Origin of the sequence: Duganella dendranthematis, from assembly GCF_012849375.1 — a bacterium.
GTDB classification, from domain to species: Bacteria; Pseudomonadota; Gammaproteobacteria; order Burkholderiales; family Burkholderiaceae_D; genus Rugamonas; species Rugamonas dendranthematis.
The window spans coordinates 5,478,292-5,497,663 of record NZ_CP051684.1; the positions used below are offsets into that span (position 1 = coordinate 5,478,292).

Annotated in this window: 15 protein-coding genes; 8 read left to right on the plus strand and 7 right to left on the minus strand. The window is 63.1% G+C overall.

Annotation, left to right across the window (positions count from 1 at the left end; genetic code table 11):
* The first annotated feature begins 73 nt into the window (after nucleotides 1–73).
* Complete coding sequence (locus HH213_RS25095; protein WP_217363465.1) at nucleotides 74–2,005, plus strand: cytochrome c/FTR1 family iron permease; 1,932 nt, start codon at nucleotides 74–76, stop codon at nucleotides 2,003–2,005.
* Here the strand turns inward: HH213_RS25095 and HH213_RS25100 are convergent.
* Nucleotides 2,002–4,731: a putative bifunctional diguanylate cyclase/phosphodiesterase gene (locus tag HH213_RS25100; protein ID WP_169114068.1), complete on the minus strand. Its 2,730-nt coding sequence runs from the start codon at nucleotides 4,729–4,731 to the stop codon at nucleotides 2,002–2,004. The genes HH213_RS25095 and HH213_RS25100 overlap by 4 nt on opposite strands.
* A gap of 181 nt (nucleotides 4,732–4,912) precedes the next feature.
* Between HH213_RS25100 and thrC the strand changes: the two genes are divergently transcribed.
* From thrC to moaD, 3 genes are read left to right on the plus strand one after another with little or no spacing between them, the layout of a single operon-like run.
* On the plus strand, nucleotides 4,913–6,391 hold the full coding sequence (gene thrC / locus HH213_RS25105; protein WP_110847802.1) for a threonine synthase: 1,479 nt from the start codon (nucleotides 4,913–4,915) through the stop codon (nucleotides 6,389–6,391).
* Entirely contained in the window at nucleotides 6,391–7,608 is a 1,218-nt protein-coding gene (locus tag HH213_RS25110) for a molybdopterin molybdotransferase MoeA (protein WP_169114069.1), read from the plus strand. The genes thrC and HH213_RS25110 overlap by 1 nt, the downstream gene beginning before the upstream one ends.
* 8 nt (nucleotides 7,609–7,616) lie before the next feature.
* On the plus strand, nucleotides 7,617–7,871 hold the full coding sequence (gene moaD, locus HH213_RS25115) for a molybdopterin converting factor subunit 1 (RefSeq protein ID WP_110847804.1): 255 nt from the start codon (nucleotides 7,617–7,619) through the stop codon (nucleotides 7,869–7,871).
* On the opposite strand, the gene HH213_RS25120 is transcribed toward moaD, so the two are convergent.
* Nucleotides 7,868–8,110: a hypothetical protein gene (locus HH213_RS25120; protein ID WP_110847805.1), complete on the minus strand. Its 243-nt coding sequence runs from the start codon at nucleotides 8,108–8,110 to the stop codon at nucleotides 7,868–7,870. The genes moaD and HH213_RS25120 overlap by 4 nt on opposite strands.
* A gap of 32 nt (nucleotides 8,111–8,142) precedes the next feature.
* Here HH213_RS25120 and HH213_RS25125 point away from each other — a divergent pair, with 32 nt between their 5' ends.
* Entirely contained in the window at nucleotides 8,143–9,411 is a 1,269-nt protein-coding gene (locus HH213_RS25125) for a TIGR03862 family flavoprotein (protein WP_169114070.1), read from the plus strand.
* Here HH213_RS25125 and HH213_RS25130 read toward each other — a convergent pair.
* The 4 genes from HH213_RS25130 to hpnD form a co-directional block, all read right to left on the minus strand.
* Entirely contained in the window at nucleotides 9,398–10,204 is an 807-nt protein-coding gene (locus HH213_RS25130; RefSeq protein WP_110847807.1) for a head GIN domain-containing protein, read from the minus strand. The two genes, HH213_RS25125 and HH213_RS25130, sit on opposite strands and share 14 nt — an antisense overlap.
* A 10-nt stretch (nucleotides 10,205–10,214) precedes the next feature.
* Nucleotides 10,215–11,009 carry a DUF1700 domain-containing protein gene (locus HH213_RS25135; RefSeq protein ID WP_169114071.1) on the minus strand — a complete coding sequence of 265 codons (795 nt, stop codon included), beginning with the start codon at nucleotides 11,007–11,009 and terminating at the stop codon, nucleotides 10,215–10,217.
* Between the two features lie 140 nt (nucleotides 11,010–11,149).
* Nucleotides 11,150–12,607, minus strand: a complete 1,458-nt coding sequence (hpnE, locus tag HH213_RS25140; RefSeq protein WP_371875718.1) for a hydroxysqualene dehydroxylase HpnE — start codon at nucleotides 12,605–12,607, stop codon at nucleotides 11,150–11,152.
* Nucleotides 12,594–13,427: a presqualene diphosphate synthase HpnD gene (hpnD, locus tag HH213_RS25145; protein ID WP_110847809.1), complete on the minus strand. Its 834-nt coding sequence runs from the start codon at nucleotides 13,425–13,427 to the stop codon at nucleotides 12,594–12,596. The genes hpnE and hpnD overlap by 14 nt, the downstream gene beginning before the upstream one ends.
* 203 nt (nucleotides 13,428–13,630) lie before the next feature.
* Between hpnD and HH213_RS25150 the strand changes: the two genes are divergently transcribed.
* The gene (locus HH213_RS25150) at nucleotides 13,631–13,957 is read left to right on the plus strand and encodes a hypothetical protein (RefSeq protein WP_110847810.1); all 327 of its coding nucleotides are present in this window, start codon (nucleotides 13,631–13,633) and stop codon (nucleotides 13,955–13,957) included.
* 66 nt (nucleotides 13,958–14,023) lie between these two features.
* Here the strand turns inward: HH213_RS25150 and hpnC are convergent, their stop codons facing one another.
* On the minus strand, nucleotides 14,024–14,866 hold the full coding sequence (hpnC, locus tag HH213_RS25155) for a squalene synthase HpnC (RefSeq protein WP_169114072.1): 843 nt from the start codon (nucleotides 14,864–14,866) through the stop codon (nucleotides 14,024–14,026).
* 184 nt (nucleotides 14,867–15,050) lie between these two features.
* Here hpnC and HH213_RS25160 point away from each other — a divergent pair, with 184 nt between their 5' ends.
* Both HH213_RS25160 and HH213_RS25165 read left to right on the plus strand, forming a co-directional pair.
* Nucleotides 15,051–16,121, plus strand: a complete 1,071-nt coding sequence (locus HH213_RS25160) for an efflux RND transporter periplasmic adaptor subunit (RefSeq protein ID WP_169115387.1) — start codon at nucleotides 15,051–15,053, stop codon at nucleotides 16,119–16,121.
* Nucleotides 16,118–19,219 (plus strand): efflux RND transporter permease subunit, encoded by a 3,102-nt coding sequence (locus HH213_RS25165; RefSeq protein ID WP_169114073.1) that lies wholly within the window; start codon nucleotides 16,118–16,120, stop codon nucleotides 19,217–19,219. The genes HH213_RS25160 and HH213_RS25165 overlap by 4 nt, the downstream gene beginning before the upstream one ends.
* Nucleotides 19,220–19,372 lie beyond the last annotated feature (153 nt).

Here is a 19,372-nt window from a genome sequence, read left to right on the forward strand (position 1 = left end):
GATGATGTCAACCTGCAGAAAACTCGAAATTGGCATATAGTCGCCGACTTGGATAACAATGAGAATAAGAATCATGTTGATTGCGATGAGAATCTGGTCGATAGTGCTGTTTGCCTTCTGCCTGAATGGCGCCGTGCATGCGCAGCCGAACGATCCAAACGCAGGGGCAAAGCAGTTATGGCAGCTGATTGATTACGTTGCCGTCGATTACGGCGGCGCGGTGGAACATGGCGTAGTCGCCAGTGAGTCCGAATATGCGGAAATGCTGGACTTCACCGACAACGCGGTCAAGCAGGCGGCCGGCTTGCCGCCGCATGCGTCGCAGGCCGCGGTGTCGGCAGCGGTTGCCGACCTGCGCGCCGCTGTCATGCGCAAGGCCGATGCGGCCGAGGTCAAGAATCTTGCGCACCGCGCCAACGCATTGCTGATCGCCGCCTATCCGATTCCGGTGGCGCCCAAAGCCTTGCCAAATCTGACGCGCGGCGCTTCGCTGTACGCCGCGCAGTGCGCCGCCTGCCATGGCGCTACGGGTCACGGCGATGGCACGCTTGCCGCCACGCTCGATCCCAAGCCGATCGCTTTTTCTGACGCTGAACGCGCGCAATCGCGCAGCCTTTTGGCGCTGTACCAAGTGGTGTCGCAAGGCGTGGCCGGGACGTCGATGGCCAGTTTCGCAGCTTTGCCGGAAGCGGACCGCTGGGATCTGGCGTTCTTCATCGGCGGCCTGTCGTTCGACGCTGCCGGCCGCGCGCGCGGCGAAAAATTGTGGAAAGACGATCCGGCGCTGCGAGCCCAATTCCCCGATCTGGCCGCAGTCACCACGCTGACGCAGGAAGCTATCGCCGCCAAAACCGGCATGCAGACGGCGCGTGATTTGACCGCTTATATCCGCAGCCAACCGGCGCAGGCTGAAGGACAAAAGCCATCCGGCCTCGCGCTGTCGCGCGCCCGCCTGGCGGAAAGTCTGGCCGCCTTGCATGCGGGCGACCGTGCCGCAGCCACCAAACTTGGCCTGTCCGCCTATCTGGATGGCTTCGAACCGATCGAACCGGTGGTCGGCGCGCGTAACAAGTCGCTGCTGGCAGCCGTCGAAAGCGCCATGCTGGCGTATCGCTCCGCCGTCGCCAACGGCGATGTCGCCAAGGCCGACGCGGTCGGCAAGGAACTCACGCAGCTATTCACATTGGTGGAAGCGGAACTCGGTGACGCCAAGGCCGACCCGATGACGACCTTTGTCGGCGCGCTCACCATCCTGCTGCGCGAAGGCGTCGAGGCGCTGCTGATCGTGATCGGCATCGTCGCCTTCCTGCGCAAGGCGCAGCGCAAGGACGTCCTGCCGTACGTGCACACCGGCTGGATAGGCGCACTGGTGGCGGGTGTGCTGACCTGGGTGGCGGCGACCTACCTGGTGACGATCAGCGGCGCCAGTCGCGAAGTCAGCGAAGGCGTCGGCTCGGTGTTCGCTGCATTGGTGTTGTTGAGCGTTGGCCTGTGGATGCACCAGAAGAGCAGCGCCGGACGTTGGCAAGAATATTTGAGCGAGAAGCTGTCGGCGGCGATGACCCGCAAGACCGCATGGAGCCTGTTCGCACTGTCCTTCATCGCCGTGTACCGCGAGGTGTTCGAGACGGTGCTGTTCTACTCCGCGCTGGCGGCCGACGGCAACGGCGGCGCGCTGCTGGGCGGTTTCATCGCGGCAGTGGTGCTGCTGGCGATCATCGGCTGGGTACTGCTGCGTTCCAGCGCGCGTATGCCGATCGGGAAGTTCTTCTCTTTCACCTCCGGCTTTGTCGCGGTGCTGGCAGTAATCCTGATCGGCAAAGGCGTGGCGGCGTTGCAGGAAGCAGGCTGGGTTGGCGTTACGCCGGTCAGTTTCCCGCGCATCGACATGCTTGGCGTGCTACCGACCGCCGAAACGCTGGGCTCTCAGGCGTTGATCCTGGCGATTCTGCTGGCCGGCTTTGGCTACAACCGGATCTCTGCGGCGCGGCGCGTGAAAGCTTAAGCTTCCAGCAGGGCGCGGAAGGCGTCCGGTAGCAATGGCTTGCTGAAGTGGTAGCCCTGCATCTCATCGCAGTCCTGCTCGCGCAGGAAGTCCAGCTGCGCCGTGGTCTCCACGCCTTCGGCGATGGTGGTCAGCCCAAGGCTGCGCGCCATGTTGATGATGGCGCTGACGATGGCCTTGTCCTCGCTGTCGGTGCTGATGTCACGCACGAAGGACTGGTCGATCTTCAGTTTGTAGACCTTGAACTTCTTCAGGTGGCTGAGCGACGAGAAACCGGTGCCGAAATCGTCGATCGACATGCGGATGCCGCGGTCGTGCAACTGGTTCATGGTGGCGATGGCGCCTTGCGGATCCTGCACCGCCACGCCTTCGGTCAATTCCAGTTCCAGGTATTCCGGCGGCAGGCCTTCTTCGTATAGCACTTGCGCCACGTGCGAAGGCAGGTCGGTGGTGCGGAACTGGATGGCCGACAAATTCACCGCCATCACCAGCGGCGGCAGGCCGGCGTCCAGCCACTGGCGCGCCTGACGCACGGCCTGGCGCAGCACCCAGTCGCCAATCGACACAATCAGGCCGCTTTCCTCGGCGGCGGGGATGAATTCGGCCGGCGACACCATGCCCAGCTCCGGTGTGCTCCAGCGCAGCAGTGCTTCGGCGCCGACAATGCGGCCGGTCTTCAGCGATACCTGCGGCTGATATACCACGTGCATCTGGTCGCGCTCCAGCGCATAGCGCAGCGCGTTCACCACCTGCAGGTGGCGCGCGGCGCGCTGCTGCATGGCCGCGGTGAAGAAGCGGAAGTCGTGGCGGCCGGCGCGTTTGACCTGGTACATGGCGGCGTCGGCGCGCTGCAATAGCGTCTCGACATCCATCCCGTCGTCCGGGTACATGGCGATGCCGATTGAGGCCGACACCTTGAGGTCGTGCGTACCCACCGTGTAGGCCTGGCCAGTCAGGTCGAGCAGCTTGCGGGCGACGTCGCTGGCTTCGCCGCTGCCGGCGTTCGGCAGCACGAAGATAAATTCGTCGCCGCCGAGACGCGCCACCAGGTCGGTGTCGCGCAGGCAGCTGGTCAGGCGCAGCGCCAGTTCGGACAGCAGTGCGTCGCCCACCGTGTGGCCCAGCGAATCGTTGATGTCCTTGAAGTGATCCAGGTCCAGCATCATCAGCGCCATCGAGGTGCGGCTGTTGCGCGCATGTTCCAGCAGGTGGCGCGCGCGCTCGTGCAACTGGGAGCGGTTCGGCAGGCCGGTCAGCACATCGTAATGGGCCAGGTACTGCACACGCTGGTCGGCCTGCTGGCGCACCGCCTCGCGGTCGAAGTTCTTCAAGGCGAATTCGATATCCAGCGTCATTTCCAGCAGCAGCTCGCGCACGTCCTGGTCGAAGGCGTTGACGGTGCTAGAGTAGGGCGCGAAGAAGCCGATGATCTCGCCGTCGCGGCGCAGCGGAATGGCCGCCGACGCGGCCCAACCATATCGGGCGCCGTGGGCGTGCCAGTAAGCCGTCTCCGGCGCGTGCTGGTAGTCCTGGCACCAGTAAGGCTGGCCGCTGTGGTAGGACAGGCCGATTGGACCGCGTCCTTCCGGCGTGTTCGGGTCGAGCGAGACTTCGAGCTGCTCAAGGTATTCGATGCCGCCGCCAAAGGACGCTGCGACGTCGATGCGGCCATGTTCCTTGTCGATGATGCCGATCCACGCCATCGCCATGCCGCCGTAGCTGACCACATCGCGGCAGATGCGCTCGAACAGTTCCGCTTCGCTGTGGCTGCGCACAATCGCCTGGTTACACTGGCTCAGCGCCGAGTACAGGCGGCTGATGCGCTGGATGCGTTCGACCGCTTCATTGCGCTCGGCGTCCAGCCGCGCCAGGCCTTGCTGGGTGTGGGCCAGCCAGCCCCACACGCTGTCGCGGGCGCTGTCGCTGACGGTCAGCGGATCGGAGAAGTCGCCGCGTCCCAGCTTTTCCATGCTGGCCTGGAGCTGGTCGACCGAGCAGCCGAGCGAGGCGTCCAGCCGCTGCTTGGCCCGCCACACCAGCAGCACCAGCACCACGGCGCTGAACATGAAGGCGCAGCGGGCCAGGTTGGCGTCGCGCGCGGTCTCCTCGACCAGCCGGCGGGTGCGGCGATCGACGCTGTCGTTGACGGCGCCGATGGGACGCATGATGTCGGCCTTGGCGCGGTGATAGGCGGCGTCGTACAGCCTGGCGGTGGCCTGGGCGACATCGCCACCAGCCGCGCGCAGGTCCATGGCGGCGACCTCCAGTCCAACCAGTTTGTCCGATTCGTTCTTGGCGGCGGCCAGCAGCGCCAGTTCTTCCGGCGCGAAGTCGGACTCGCGCATCAACTGCATCAGCGGCACGGCGGCGTCGCCGGCGCGCGGACGCTGGCCGTTGGCCTGCACCAGATCCCAATACACGTTCTCGTAGTTGTACGGGCGCGGCGCGCGGCCGTCGCGGATGTCGACGATTTCGTTGTAGTGTTTACGGTAATGCGCTTCGCCGGTGGCGACATAAGTGCGCGCCATGCGCGTCAAGTCATCGGAGGACTGGCGAAGTTCCTCGACCAGGTTGTGCGACGCGTAGCGCAGGTCGTTGGCTTCGTCGATGCGCTTTTCGGTCCACACGTAAAACATGAACGCCGCCGCCACGAGCAAGAGCGTGACAAAGCAAGCCCACAGATAACTGACGAATTGGGGCTGCGGTGGATGGGCGTGGGACTTCATGGGGTTCTGCGGAGATCGACTGGAGTTCGACAGTATATGGCCTGGCCTCGTCACCAGCCAGCACCGCAGGTCAAGGGCATGACCATAAAACAACGTGAATTTCACGGGAGGCGGCAAGGCACACTATAATAGTCCCTCGCTTTGTACCGTCCTGCAGCTCAACTGGAATCTCTTCTTATTTATGCAATACGTGTCTACTCGCGCCGCCCAGTCGGCCGCCGCCTCGTCTCCTCAACAATTTTCCGATATTCTTCTCGGTGGCCTGGCCACCGATGGCGGCTTGTTCCTGCCTGCCTCCTACCCGCAAGTGACGGGCGCGGAGCTGGACGCATGGCGCCAGCTATCGTACGCCGACCTGGCGTTTGAGATCCTGAAGAAGTTTGCGACCGATATTCCGGAAGCGGACCTGCGCGCGCTGACCGCCAAGACCTATACCAAAGAGGTATATAAAAACGTTCGCGAGGGCGAGAAGGCTTCTCAGATTACGCCGTTGCGCGTGCTGGAAGAGGGCGAAAACGGCACCAAGCTGGTACTGCAAGCGCTGTCCAACGGCCCGACGCTGGCCTTCAAGGACATGGCCATGCAGCTGCTGGGTAACCTGTTTGAATACGCGCTGGCCAAGCAGAACGCGGAACTGAATATTTTCGGCGCCACCTCGGGCGACACCGGCAGCGCCGCCGAATACGCGATGCGCGGCAAGCAGGGCATCCGTGTCTTCATGCTGTCGCCGCACAAGAAGATGAGCGCCTTCCAGACCGCCCAGATGTTCAGCCTCCAAGATGCGAACATCTTCAACATCGCCATCGAAGGCGTATTCGATGATGCGCAGGATATGGTCAAAGCCGTATCCAACGACCTGGAATTCAAGGCCAAATACAAGATCGGCACCGTCAACTCGATCAACTGGGCACGCGTGGTGGCCCAGGTGGTCTACTACTTCCGCGGCTACCTGGCGGCGACCACTTCGAACGACCAGAAAGTTTCGTTCACCGTCCCCTCGGGGAACTTCGGCAATATCTGCGCCGGCCATATCGCCCGCATGATGGGCCTCCCGATCGACAAGCTGGTGGCGGCCACCAACGAAAACGACGTGCTGGATGAATTCTTCCGCACCGGCGTGTACCGCGTGCGCAAGTCGGCCGAGACCTACCACACCAGCAGCCCGTCGATGGACATCTCCAAGGCGTCCAACTTCGAGCGCTTCGTGTATGAGCTGGTGGGCCGCGACGGTGACCGCACCCGCGCGCTGTTCCAGAAGGTGGATACGCACGGCGGCTTCGACCTGTCCGGCAAGCCTGGCAGCGACGGCGACGAATTCAAGCTGGTGGCCAATTACGGCTTCAAGTCCGGCAGGTCGACCCACGACGACCGTGTGAACACGATCCGCGACGTAGCGGACGATTACGGCATTGTGATCGACACCCACACCGCCGACGGCATCAAGGTCGCCAAGGAAAACCTGGAGCCTGGCGTGACCATGATCGTGCTGGAAACCGCGCTGGCGGCCAAATTCAACGAAACCATCCTGGAAGCGCTGGGCGAGGACGCCGAACGTCCGGAAGGCTTCGAGAATATCGAAGAGCTGCCGCAGAAGTTCGTGGTCATGAAACCGGATGTCGCGGCCATGAAGGCCTACATCGCCGCCAACACGGGGCTGTAATGAACGAACCGCGTAAGCCGATGCTGTCGGTCAGCGAGGCGCTGGCGCAGATGCTGGCCGCCGCGCGTCCGGTGGCGGATGAGGAAGTCATCCCGACGCTGGCCGCCAATGGCCGTGTGCTGGCCAAGGCGCAGGTCTCCGGTATGAATGTGCCGGGCGCCGACAACACGCAGATGGACGGCTACGCGGTGCGCGCCGCCGATTGCCTCAGCGGCAATGCGTCGCTGACGGTGTCGCAGCGGATTCCGGCTGGCCATGTGGGCCAGCCTTTGCTGCCGGGGACCGCGGCGCGCATCTTCACCGGCGCCATGATTCCCGAAGGCGCGGATGCTGTGGTCATGCAGGAGCAGTGCGAACTGGCTGGCAATGTGGTCACCATCAAGCATGCGCCCAAGTCTGGCGAGTGGATACGCCGCGCCGGCGAGGACATCACCAGCGGCAGCGTGGTGCTGCCTGCCGGCGCGCGCTTGCGCAGCCAGGAGCTGGGTCTGGCCGCATCGGTGGGGCTGGCGGAACTGCCGGTCAAGCGCAAGCTGAAGGTGGCGGTGTTCTTCACCGGTGACGAGCTGACTATGCCGGGCGAGCCGTTGGCTCCCGGCGCAATCTACAATTCCAACCGCTTTACACTGCGCGCGCTGCTGGAGAATCTGGGCTGCGAAATCACCGATTTCGGCATCGTGCCGGATTCGCTGGAGGCGACGCGCGCGGTGCTGCGCGAGTCGGCGCAGGGGCATGACTTGATCATCACTTCCGGCGGCGTGTCGGTCGGCGAGGAAGATCACATCAAGCCGGCGGTGGAAGCCGAGGGCAAACTGAATATGTGGCAGATCGCCGTCAAACCGGGCAAACCGCTGGCGTTTGGCGAGGTGCGGCAGGCGTTCTTCATTGGCCTGCCGGGCAATCCGGTGTCCAGTTTCATTACCTTCATGATGTTCGTGCGGCCGTTCGTGCTGCGCCTGCAAGGTGTGGAGGGGGCGATTGCGCCGCGCGCGTTCCAGATGCGCGCAGATTTCGACTGGCCGAAGGCCGACAAGCGCAACGAGTTCCTGCGCGCGCGCATCAATGATGTGGGTGGCGTGGAGCTGTTCCGCAATCAGAGTTCCGGGGTGCTGACATCGACCGTGTGGGGCGATGGCGTGATCGACAATCCACCCGGCCAGACCATCGCCGCCGGCGATCTGGTTCGATTTATACCGTTTAACGAGTTACTGTACTGATTGTAAAGATGGTTATTACCGTAAAATTTTTTGCCAGCGTACGCGAGGCAGTGGGGGCGTCGTCGGAGTCGATGGCGTTGCCGGCTGGCGTGGCGACGGTAGGCGCGCTACGCGAGCATCTGGCGGCGCGCGGTGAGCAGTGGCAGCAGGCTTTGAGTCATCCGGCGCTGCGCATGGCCTGCAACCAAGTGATGTGCGACGCCGATACGGCGATTGCCGACGGCGCCGAAGTGGCGTTCTTCCCGCCGGTTACCGGCGGCTAGGTCGTCTTTTTTGCCTTGCGCGCGGCGGCCAAGTCGTCGCACATGCCGCAGGCCTTGGCGTGGCGATGGCGCCGCCAAGCGGAGTAGGTGAAGATAGCGGCTGCGATCAAGGCCCATGCGCCGGCGCTCAGGTAGTCTTCCCTGGCGGTCGAGCCTTTGAACCATTCGACGGCTGCCAGCAGCGCAGCCAGCGGCACCGCCGCCAGCAAAAAGCGTTTAATCCAGAATAGCGCACCCATATTATCTCCCTCGTTTTTATCGGATCGAATGCATGCAGTCTAGTTTGACATCTTTTCGCGTTGCCGTCATCGGCGGCGGCCCCGCCGGCCTGATAGCCGCGCAAACGCTGGCGCAGGGCGGGGCGCAGGTGGACGTCTATGATGCCATGGCTTCGGTCGGCCGCAAGTTTTTGCTGGCGGGTCGCAGCGGCATGAATATTACGCATGCCGAGCCGTATGCGGATTTCGTAACGCGTTACGGCGCAAGCGCGCAGGCCCTGCGGCCGATGCTGGATGCGTTTGGCCCGCAGGATGTGCGCGATTTCGTGCAGGGCCTGGGGCTGCAGACGTTTGTCGGCACCTCGGGCCGCGTGTTCCCGACCGATATGAAGGCGGCGCCGCTGCTGCGAGCGTGGCTGCATCAGTTGCGCGAGAGCGGGATACGCTTCCACATGCGGCATCGCTGGCTTGGCTGGCAGGATGACGCGCTGCGCTTCGCGGCGCCGGACGACGCGGGCGTGGCCGGCGCACGCGAGGTGCTGGTGACGCCGGACGCGGTGGTCCTGGCCCTCGGCGGCGGTAGCTGGGCGCGGCTTGGTTCGGATGGCGCGTGGATGCCATTGCTGGCGTCACGCGGCGTTGAGGTGGCGCCGCTGGCGCCGGCCAATTGCGGCTTCGATGTGGCGTGGAGTGAGCATTTCAGTGCCCGCCATGCTGGCGAACCGTTGATGACAGTGGCCGTGATCGCGCGCGATGCGCTTGGACAGGAAATACGCCGCCAGGGACAGTTCGTGGTGACGCAGGGCGGTGTGGAAGGCAGTCTGATTTATGCGCTGTCCGCGCCGCTGCGCGATCAGATCGCGGCCGAGGGCCACACGACCATCTGGCTGGACCTGATGCCGGATTGGGCCCCGCAACGCGTGCTGGACGAAGTGTCGCGTCCACGGGGCGCGCGCTCGATGGCCAGCCATCTGCAAAGCCGTTTGGGTATCAAGGGCGTCAAGGCGGGGCTGCTGCGCGAGTGTTTGAGCAAGGAACAGTTCAGCGACGAAGCGCAACTGGCGGCGGCGATCAAGCGTCTGCCGGTGCGGCTGCTGCGGCCACGTCCCATCGATGAGGCGATCAGCACCGCTGGCGGGGTGCGCTGGGATGCCTTGCAAGGAACGATGTTGACGGCGCTGCCGGGCGTGTTCGTGGCCGGTGAGATGGTGGACTGGGAAGCGCCGACCGGCGGCTACCTGCTCACCGCGTGTTTTGCGGGCGGCGTTGCCGCCGCGCGCGATGCGCTGGCCTGGCGCGCAGCCGCGTTCACTCCCAGCTAACGTCGCCCGATCCGGTGCGGCTGACGTTGCGCTGATCCGGATTACCGAGTACGCGGATATCGCCGCTGCCGCGCAACGTCAAATCGGCCGACTGCTTGGCGAAGACGTGAGTGGTACCCGAGCCTTTCAAATTCACGGTGACCTTCTCGGCCGCCAGGTGGCGCGCATCAAGATCGCCGGAACCGGTCAGTTGCGCTTCCAGCGTCTGGCAGCTGCCGGACGCGGTAATCTGGCCCGAGCCGACCATCTCCAGCTCCACGCGCTCACTGCTGCCGGCGTTCAGATTCAGGTTGCCGCTGCCGTGCGCGCCCGCCGCCAGTGAACGATAACGTCCATTGAAATTTACATTGCCCGAGCCGTGCAGCTGCAATTCCAGCCGCTCGCCGTTAAAGCCGGATACCTTGGTGTCGCCGCTGCTGCTCACCATTAGTTCTTCCAGCGACGGCAGCACCAGTTCCACCTGCAACCGGTGACGGGGATTGAGCAGCATGCCCTTGGTGCCGATGTGCAGGTCGCGGCCATCCTGGAGCGTCTCGATATTGGCCAGCGAGCGCTGTTCGCCGCGCACGCGCAGCGAGGCATTCTGGCCTTGGGTCAGAATCAGGTCGATCGGGCCGCTCAATTCCACCGAGGTGGCCATGGCGTCGATCTTGCGCGTCTCGCTGCCGAGCGAACGGCCGGCGGTGCTGGTCGGGCTGCTGCTGCCATAGGCTTTGAGCATGCTGTAGCTGATACCGATCAGCACAAAGGCCAGTAACAGCAGGCTGACGCCGATTTTCATTAAAGCTCGCATCTGGTCCTCCTTAACGGCCGCGCAGCAGCGACATATTCATCGCCGCATAGCGTTTCAGGCCGATTACCGTGTAGCGCGTCAACACGATGCTGATCAGGCACAGGCCGATCCCGCCCAGCACCAGTCCGAGCCCGATCAGCGATTGCGTGGTGCGGGCGCCGTTGTCGAAATCGGTGGTAATGCGCAGGTCGCCGGTGGCCACCGCTTCGGCGCGGTTCAGCAGTCGGCCGCTGCGGCTCAAGCCTTCTTCGTCGGCCGGCGCGGCTTCCGCTTCGTCCTTGTTGAGTTGCACGCCCATGCGGTCGATCGACACGCGCCAGCCTTGGGCGTCCTCTTCCTCTTGCGGGGTGTCGAAGCGCGAGTTGGTGAATTCCATCAGATGGCGCAGCGGGCCTTCCAGCGCCAGTTCGTTCTGACCCGACAGGCCGCTGGCGGTCAGCGCCACGCCACCGATGTAGAACGCGAACGCCGATACGTAAATCGCCCCCAGCAGGCTGGCATATACCAGCGCCGGGATCACCATGAACAGGTTGAAGATCGACAGGCCGACCAACGACACCATCGCCCGTGCCAGGTTGAATGGGGTTTTGTGCTGGCCGAATTCGCTCAGGTGCGCGTTGGCGCGCAAGGTCATGGCGATCTTGCGCGGCTCGTCCAGTTCCTGATAGACCTCGGCCTCACTCCGGCCGGCCACCAGGCCGTCGATGAAGCGTTGCTCGTAGTAGGCCAGGGTCTTGGCCACCGTTTCCGGTGGCAGACCCTGCATCGCTTGCCTGAGCGCGTCGAGGTATGCCTGCTTGGTCATGATGTCGGTTTTCCAATAATTCTCTAAGTCCATCGCAATATACGGCTTTTGCCGATGATGTGACTGTACGCACAGGCCCGTCTACACGCCATCGGCATGTGACAGGCTGCAAAATCGGCGGCACAGGCGACCAAAAAGGGCTACTGGACGGCGCTCCTCTTGAGCAGGGCGGCAGCGGCGACACCGCTGCGCACGGCCGCTTCCAGCGTGGCCGGGTAGGTTTGGGCGGGATTGGCGGCGGCGGTGTAGTCGCCGGCCAGCACCAGGCCGGGCAGGCCGCTGTCGTTGCTGGGACGGCGCAGGCCGGGAGCGCAGGCGTAGGTGGCGCGTTTTTCGGTGATCACTTTGAACCAGTCGGGACGGCCCAGCTCCGGGCGCTGGAAGTCGACCGCCAGCTGTACCGCCACTGCTTCCGCCAGCAATTCCTGCGGCTGGGCGGCGGCCGGACCGGAAGCGCTGATGACCACCGCCAGCAGGCCGGCCTGGCTGGCGTCCAGCTGGCCGCGGTCGAATACGAACTGGCCGTAGTGGTGGTTGTACGGCTCGTCAAGCAGGGCGTAGAACGGCTGCTCCAGTCGGGTGGCGGCGTCGTATTGCAGGTAGACGGTGGTGATGGCTTCCGGCTCGAACGCTGTCAGCTGGCTGCACAGGGCGGCGGTATCGTGTTCCGGAATATCATGCAGCAGGGCGGCGGCTTGGGCCGCGCCGGTGGCCAGCACTACGCCGCCGAAATAGGTGCTCCAGGTGCCGCCGACGGCGGCGCCGCTGATGTCCAGCTGCCACAGGCGGCCTTCGATCGAGTGGACACCCTGCACCTTGGCGCCGCTGCGGACCGTACCGCCGCGCGCTTCGATAAACGCGGCTGCGGCTTCCGGCAGCAGCTTGCTCAGGTCGGTGCGCGGCAGCAGCATGTCGGAGGCGCGGCGGCGCGCGCCCAGGCTGTCGCGCAGCACGTTGAGGAAGATCTGCGCGGAGGCGCGCTCCGGCGGCGTGTTGAGCGCGGCAAGGCACAGCGGGCGCCACATCAGTTTGGTCAGACGCGGGGTCTGGTCGAAGCGTTCCAGCAGTTCGCTGACGCTGCAATCGGTGTCCAGCTGCCAGCCCATCCAGCGCGCGGTGGTCGAGAAGCGGGCCAGGCTGAGCTTGTCCTGCGGCGTCAGTCCCTGGGCCTTGAATAGCGCGGTGGCCAGGTGCAGCGGGGCCGGTAGCGGCAGTGACGGCGCGGCGAAGTCCATGCCGCCGGTGCCGGGCGGATAGCGCATTTGCAGCGGCAGCGTCAGCAGGGACTGGTCGCGTTCGACGCCGGCCAGCTTCATCAGGCGCAAGGTTTCGCTGTAGGCGCCCAGCAGGATGTGCTGGCCGTTGTCGAGGTGGGCACGGTCGGTGTCGACACGGCGGGCACGGCCGCCCAGTGTGCGGGCCGCTTCCAGCAGGGTGACCTTGTAGCCGGCCTGGGCCAGTTCGATGGCCGCCGCGCAGCCAGCCCAGCCCGCGCCGATGACGGCCACCGAGCGGGCGGTCTGACACGGTTCTGCCTGGCCGCGCTTGTCTGCCGGGGAACCGGCGATAGCGGCGATGTCCGGATCAACCACGGATATACGTTTTCCATGCCAGCCACAGCTTTCGCAGCGGCGTCAGCGAGATGCGGTGTTGCAGCACGTGATAGCCGTCGTCTTCCACTTCGGTCAGCAGGGTGCGGTAGATGGCCGCCATCATCAGGCCGGGGCGCTGGGCGCGGCGGTCTTCTTTCGGCAGCAGCGCGAAGGCTTCGTCGTAGACGGTTTGCGCGCGGGCGATCTGGAACGCCATCAGCTTTTCAAACTTGTCGCTGTGCTTGGCGTTGATGATGTCGGCGGCGGTGACGTTGAATTGCTGCAGCTCGTTGATCGGCAGGTAGATGCGGCCCTTGCGCGCGTCTTCGCCGACGTCGCGGATGATGTTGGTCAGCTGGAAGGCCAGGCCGAGTTTCTCGGCGAATTGCAGCGTTTGCGGATTGGTCACGCCGAAGATGCTGGCCGACAGGATGCCGACCACGCTGGCCACATGCCAGCAGTATTTATTGAGCGCCGGGAAGTCGAGGTAGCGGGTCTGGTTCAGGTCCATCTCCATGCCGTCGATGATGGCCTGGAAGTGCTCCTGCTTCAGGTCGTACGGCTGCAAGTGCGGCGCAAGCGCCTGCGTGACCGGGTGCGACTGGGTGCCGGCATACATGTCGCCGATTTCCTTGCGCCACCAGGCCAGCTTGATGCGGGCGATCGATTCGTCGGTGCATTCATCCACCGTATCGTCGACTTCGCGGCAGAACGCGTACAGGGCGGTAATGGCGCGGCGACGCTCCGGCGGCAGGAACAGGAAGCTGTAGTAAAAACTGGAGCCGCTTTGGGCGGTCTTTTGCTGGCAGTAGTCGTCGGGAGACATGGATAAAAAAGCAAGAAGCTGTTCGAAGCCGCTATTCTATAGGAAGGGGCAACAGCGTGGTCTGCAACTTAAGGCGTTTTGCGGATACAATATGTTACCTTTGTCGGAGTTGCTTACGTATGAAACACCAGATTGTTGCAGCCTTGTTCGTCATTCCAGCCCTTGCTGGGTGCCAGGGCTCGTCTGCGGACGATACGGCGCCCATGAAATCGGCCACTTATTACATGCAGAATTTGGCGGAGGCGCGCGAAGTGGCGGGCCGCTGCAAGTTGCTGGATCAGCAGAAACTGAGCACGCTGAGCGCCGGCGATTACCAGGAATGGCAGATTTCCAATGAGGGCGTGAATTGCCAGACGGCGTTGTCGGTGTCGGAAGCGGCGTCGGTGCGCGAGTTGGTGTTGAAGCAATCCAAGCCGTCGGTGCCGGTAGCAACGCCCAAGGTGTCGGCCCCGCCATCCTCCGCTGTGCCGTCCTTGCGCGATCGTAACGACCAGAAAATCAGCTCGTCCCGGACGCTAGCTCCCGTTTGACGCTGTCGCGTTCCGCTTCTGTCCGCTCATCATAAGCGTCTCGCCAGCGGCGTCAATTGAGGGGTGTCAAGCGGTGCGGAGCACGGCTTTCAGGCGTTTCTTCATACGCAGCGAGGCCCACAAAATGCCCATCCAGTCACGCTTGCTCAGCTTGGGGCGGTGCAGGAAGACGTCATACTCGGCCGCCTCGATCGCGTCCAGGATACGCAGGCCGCCTTGCACCACCATGCGCAGCTCGAAGCCGATGCGGCCCGGCAGGCGCAAGGCCAGCGGTGCGCCACTCAGCAGCAGCTGGCGCGCCCGGTCCACTTCGAACCGCATCAGCGAGCGCCAGCGTGGACGCGCACTGGCATGATCGAGCGCCGCCGGCGAAATCGCATAGCGGTTCAGATCTTCCAGCGGAATATAAATGCGCTCCTTGTGCAGATCAATCGCCACATCCTGCAGGAAATTGATTAGCTGTAAGGCGGTGCAGATCGCATCCGAATCCCGCACATTTTCCTCATCAGCCGCGCCGTACAGGTGCAGCATCAGCACGCCGACCGGATTGGCCGAACGGGCGCAATAATCCAGCAGCGCGTCATAGGTCTGATAGCGCGATACCAATACATCTTGCTTGAAGGCCGACAGCAAATCGTACATAGGCTTGAGCGGCAATTCGAATTCCCGCACCACCTGCGCCAGACGCTCGAACATCGGTTGATGATCGGTACCGCCTTGCTCAATGCGGGCCAGCGCGTCTTCGTAGGCGGTCAGCGCCGCTAGCCGTTCTTCGGGCGCGGCATCGCCCTCGTCGGCCAGGTCGTCGGCGCTACGGGCGAAGGCATAGATGGCTTCCACCGCCGGGCGCAAACGCTTGGGCAACAAAATCGAGGCGACAGGGAAGTTTTCGTAGTGATCAACCGGCATAGAGCGGAGCGAGCGGCAGTTGCCGGGTAGGGTTTCCAGCGCGTAATGGTAGTGCCATCATGAAATAAGAGCAAGGTCAAAATTAATGACGCCCCGGTCATTTGCAAACGAAGTTATTCGGCTTATAATTTATAAATAACTTGATAGTCATTAAAAGGAAGCCGCTGTGTTCACTTTGAAGAATATGCTGGTCGCCACCTCGGCGCTGGTGCTGCTTGGGGCCTGCTCAAAGCACGAGGAGAAAACCGAAGACATCCGCCCGGTGCGCGCCATGCTGCTCGCAAGCAGCGACATTGACGTGAATGCCGAGTTTTCCGGCGAAGTGCGGGCGCGGGTGGAATCGCGCCTCGGCTTCCGCGTCGGTGGCAAGATCGTCAACCGCAAGGTGGACGTTGGCACGCTGGTGAAAAAAGGCCAGGTGCTGATGCAGCTTGACCCGCAGGACTTGCAGTTGTCGCAAGCCCAGGCGCTGGCCAATCTGCGCGCCGCTGAAACCAACCGCGACTTGGCCAAGGCCGATCTCAAACGCTACCAGGAACTGGTCAGCAAGAGTTTCGTCAGCCAATCCGTTCTGGATGGCAAAGACTCGACCTTCAAGGCGGCGCAGGCCAATGTGGATGCATCGCAGGCGGCGTATCGCGGCCAGTCCAACCAAGCGGCCTACGCGGCATTGGTGTCGGATGTTGACGGCGTGGTGACGGAAGTCGACGCCGAAATCGGCCAGGTGGTGGCGGCCGGCACGCCGGTGGTGCGGGTGGCCAAGGCGGGCGAGAAGGAAATCGTCATCGGTTTGCCAGAGGACAAGGTCGACGTGCTGCGCCGCGTGGCGGACGTGCAGGTGCGTCTGTGGGCCGATCCGAAAAACACCGTGCCCGGCAAGATCCGCGAAATTTCGCCGGTGGCCGATCCCTCGACCCGCACCTACACCGTCAAAGTGTCGATTCCCGATTCGCTGGCCGAGGCCAAGCTGGGCATGACCGCCGTGGTGCAGTTTGCCTCCAAGACGCCGACGCCACAGATCAAGGTGCCGCTGACGGCGCTGTTCCACGAAAAATCGCAGACTTCTGTCTGGCTGGTGGAGCAGGGCGCCGTCAAGCTGGTGCCGGTGAGCATTGGCGGCGTGGCCGGCAACGATATCGTGCTGGCCAGCGGCGTCAAGCCGGGCCAGACCGTGGTAACAGCCGGCGTCAACCTGCTGAAGCCGGGCCAGAAAGTGACCATCCTCGGCAATGACCTGCCAAAGGCGGCCAAATGAAGGAAGGATTCAACCTCTCACGCTGGGCACTGGAGCACATCCCGCTGACGCGTTACCTGATTGCGGTATTGCTGATTGGCGGCTTCCTCAGCTACAGCAATCTCGGCCAGGATGAAGATCCGCCGTTCACCTTCCGCGCGATGGTGGTGCGCGCCAACTGGCCAGGCGCGACCGCCTTGCAGATGGCCGAGCAGGTTACCGACAAGCTGGAAAAGAAGCTGCAGGAAACGCCGGGCATTGATGAGATCTCCAGCTATTCCAAGCCAGGCGAGACCACCATCATCCTCAAGCTGCGCGAATCGACGCCGCCCAAGAGCGTGGCGGATGCCTGGTATCAGGTGCGCAAGAAGATCAGCGATATCCAGTTGACGCTGCCTTCCGGCGTGCAGGGACCGTTCTTCAACGATGAATTCGGCGATACCTACGGTTCGATTTTCGCGCTTTCCGGCGACGGCTTTACCTATGCCGAAATGAAGGATTACGCGGATTTCGTGCGCCAGCAAATGCTGGGTGTGCCGCTGGTGTCCAAGGTGGAATTGTTTGGCGTGCAGGATGAAAAGATCAACATCGAATTCTCGCACCAGAAGTTTGCCCAGCTGGGCATTCCGATCGAAACCATCGCCAACCAGATCGCCACGCAGAACTCGGTGGAGGCGACCGGCGTGCTGGTGACGCCGACCGACAACCTGCAAGTGCGCGTGACCGGTGCGCTAAAGACTGTCAAGGACCTGGCGGACCTTGAGTTGCGCGCCAACGGCACGACTTTCCGTCTGGGCGACTTTGCCACCATCAAGCGTGAATACCAGGACCCGCCGGGCAACAAGATGCGTTTTAATGGCAAGGAAGTGATCGGCCTGGGCGTGTCGATGGAGAAGGGCGGCAACATCATCGAGCTGGGCAAGCACATGGAGAAAACCGTGCGCATGCTGAAGGCCAAGCTGCCGGTTGGCATCGAGCTGGAGCGCGTGTCGGACCAGCCGGAGGCGGTCAAGGCTTCCGTAGGCGAATTCGTCCACACGCTGATCGAAGCGGTGCTGATCGTGCTGGGCGTCAGCTTTGTCGCGCTGGGCCTGCATAGCAAGCCGAAACTGCGGCTGGACGTGCGTCCCGGCCTGGTGGTGGCGCTGAGTATTCCGCTGGTGCTATCGGTCACTTTCCTGTTCATGCGGGTGCTGGACATTGACCTGCACAAGATTTCGCTGGGGGCGCTGATCATCGCGCTGGGCCTGCTGGTGGACGACGCCATCATCGCCGTCGAAATGATGGTGCGCAAGATGGAGGAGGGCATGTCGCGCTTCGACGCCGCCACTTTCGCCTATAAATCCACGGCGATTCCTATGCTGACCGGCACCTTGATCACGGTGGCGGGCTTCCTGCCTATCGGCCTGGCTAAATCGGCCGCCGGGGAGTACACCTTCTCGCTGTTCTCGGTCAACGCGCTGGCACTGGTGATTTCGTGGGTGGTGGCGGTGACGTTCACGCCTTACCTCGGCTACGTGCTGCTGAAGGTGAAGCCGCACGCAGAAGGCGGCGGGGAGCACGAGCTGTTCGATACGCCGGGCTTCCGCAAGTTCCGCGCGCTGGTCAACTGGTGCGTGGAGTACCGCTGGATCACCATTGCCGCAACTCTGGCGGTGTTTGCGCTGGGCGTGTACGGTTTCAAATTCATCGAGAAGCAATTCTTCCCGGACTCCAGCCGTCCCGAGCTGATGGTGGAGCTGTGGACGCCGGAAGGCACGACCTTTACCGCCAACGAGGCGCAGGTGAAGAAATTTGAAGCCTTCATCCGCAAGCAGGACGGCGTGGTCAGCGTGACCAGCTATGTCGGCACCGGTTCGCCGCGTTTCTACCTGCCGCTGGACCAGATTTTCCCGCAGACCAACGTGTCGCAGATCGTGGTGCTGCCGAAAGACCTAAAGGCGCGCGCTGAATTGCGCGACAAGATCGTCGACGTCTTCAAGCATGATTTCCCGGAAGTGCGCGGCCGCGTCAAGCTGCTGCCGAACGGGCCGCCGGTGCCGTATCCGGTGCAGTTCCGCGTCACCGGCACCGAGGTGGCTAAGGTGCGGGCGATTGCCGACCAGGTCAAGGACATCATGCGCGCCAATCCGAATACGATCGGTGTCAACGACAACTGGAATGAATCGATCAAGGTACTGCGGCTGGACCTGGATCAGGACAAGATGCGGGCGCTGAGCGTGACGTCGCAAACGGTGATGCGCGCTGCTAACACCATCCTGTCCGGCACCAAGATCGGCCAGTTCCGTGAAGGCATCCAGCTGATCGACATCCAGATCCGCCAGCCACTCGATGAGCGCTCGACCATTTCGGTGCTGAACGACACCAATATCCCGACTGCCAGCGGCAAGTCGGTGCCGATCAGCCAGCTGGCGCGCGCGCACTTCGTGTGGGAGCCGGGCGTGGTGTGGCGGGAAGGGCGCGACTGGGCGATTACCGTGCAGTCGGACGTGGGCGACCATATCCAGGGGCCAACCGTCTCGGGCCAGATCGAGCCGCAGCTGAAGGCGCTGCGCGATGCGCTGCCGGCCGGCTACGCGATCACCGTGAAAGGCGCGGCCTCGGATAGTGGCGCGGCGGAAGCGTCGATTGCGGCCAACCTGCCGCTGGCGATCTTCCTGATCTTCACGCTGCTGATGTTGCAACTGCATAGCTTCTCGCGGGCACTGCTGGTGTTCCTGACCGGGCCGCTGGGCGTGGCGGGGGCGGCGATGGCGCTGCTGTTGCTGGGACGGCCGCTGGGCTTCGTGGCCAACCTGGGCATCATCGCGCTGTTTGGAATGATCATCCGTAATTCGGTGATCCTGGTCGACCAGATCGAGCAGGACATCAAGGCCGGCCACGATCCGTGGACCGCGATCGTGGAATCGGCGGTGCGCCGCTGCCGTCCGATTATCCTGACGGCCGCCGCTGCCGCGCTGGCGATGATCCCTCTATCGCGTTCCGTCTTCTGGGGACCAATGGCGGTGGCGATTATGGGCGGGCTTATTTTGGCGACGGCGCTGACTTTATTGTTCCTTCCGGCGCTGTATGCGGCCTGGTTTAGAGTTAAAAAGCCTCTAAAACAGGCAAATAATTAGAAATTTGCGCGGAATGTTGGCGACATACTAAAAATCGTCACCATTCCGCGAAAAACCCGTTAAAATACCGCGTTGAAGTTGAAAGCTCCTGCATCAAAGAGCGGGAATAGGGCGACCGTTTTCACTTACGGATCGCCCTTTGCTTTTGTGCAC

What these genes read in the sequence shown, in the direction of transcription:
- HH213_RS25100 (WP_169114068.1), bottom strand. Translation starts at nt 4,731, where the DNA reads ATGAAGTCCCACGCCCATCCACCGCAGCCCCAATTCGTCAGTTATCTG.
- HH213_RS25165 (WP_169114073.1), top strand. Translation starts at nt 16,118, where the DNA reads ATGAAGGAAGGATTCAACCTCTCACGCTGGGCACTGGAGCACATCCCG.
- HH213_RS25150 (WP_110847810.1), top strand. Translation starts at nt 13,631, where the DNA reads ATGAAATCGGCCACTTATTACATGCAGAATTTGGCGGAGGCGCGCGAA.
- moaD (WP_110847804.1), top strand. Translation starts at nt 7,617, where the DNA reads ATGGTTATTACCGTAAAATTTTTTGCCAGCGTACGCGAGGCAGTGGGG.
- HH213_RS25120 (WP_110847805.1), bottom strand. Translation starts at nt 8,110, where the DNA reads ATGGGTGCGCTATTCTGGATTAAACGCTTTTTGCTGGCGGCGGTGCCG.
- HH213_RS25095 (WP_217363465.1), top strand. Translation starts at nt 74, where the DNA reads ATGTTGATTGCGATGAGAATCTGGTCGATAGTGCTGTTTGCCTTCTGC.
- HH213_RS25160 (WP_169115387.1), top strand. Translation starts at nt 15,051, where the DNA reads ATGCTGGTCGCCACCTCGGCGCTGGTGCTGCTTGGGGCCTGCTCAAAG.
- HH213_RS25130 (WP_110847807.1), bottom strand. Translation starts at nt 10,204, where the DNA reads ATGCGAGCTTTAATGAAAATCGGCGTCAGCCTGCTGTTACTGGCCTTT.
- hpnC (WP_169114072.1), bottom strand. Translation starts at nt 14,866, where the DNA reads ATGCCGGTTGATCACTACGAAAACTTCCCTGTCGCCTCGATTTTGTTG.
- hpnD (WP_110847809.1), bottom strand. Translation starts at nt 13,427, where the DNA reads ATGTCTCCCGACGACTACTGCCAGCAAAAGACCGCCCAAAGCGGCTCC.
- HH213_RS25135 (WP_169114071.1), bottom strand. Translation starts at nt 11,009, where the DNA reads ATGACCAAGCAGGCATACCTCGACGCGCTCAGGCAAGCGATGCAGGGT.
- thrC (WP_110847802.1), top strand. Translation starts at nt 4,913, where the DNA reads ATGCAATACGTGTCTACTCGCGCCGCCCAGTCGGCCGCCGCCTCGTCT.
- HH213_RS25110 (WP_169114069.1), top strand. Translation starts at nt 6,391, where the DNA reads ATGAACGAACCGCGTAAGCCGATGCTGTCGGTCAGCGAGGCGCTGGCG.
- HH213_RS25125 (WP_169114070.1), top strand. Translation starts at nt 8,143, where the DNA reads ATGCAGTCTAGTTTGACATCTTTTCGCGTTGCCGTCATCGGCGGCGGC.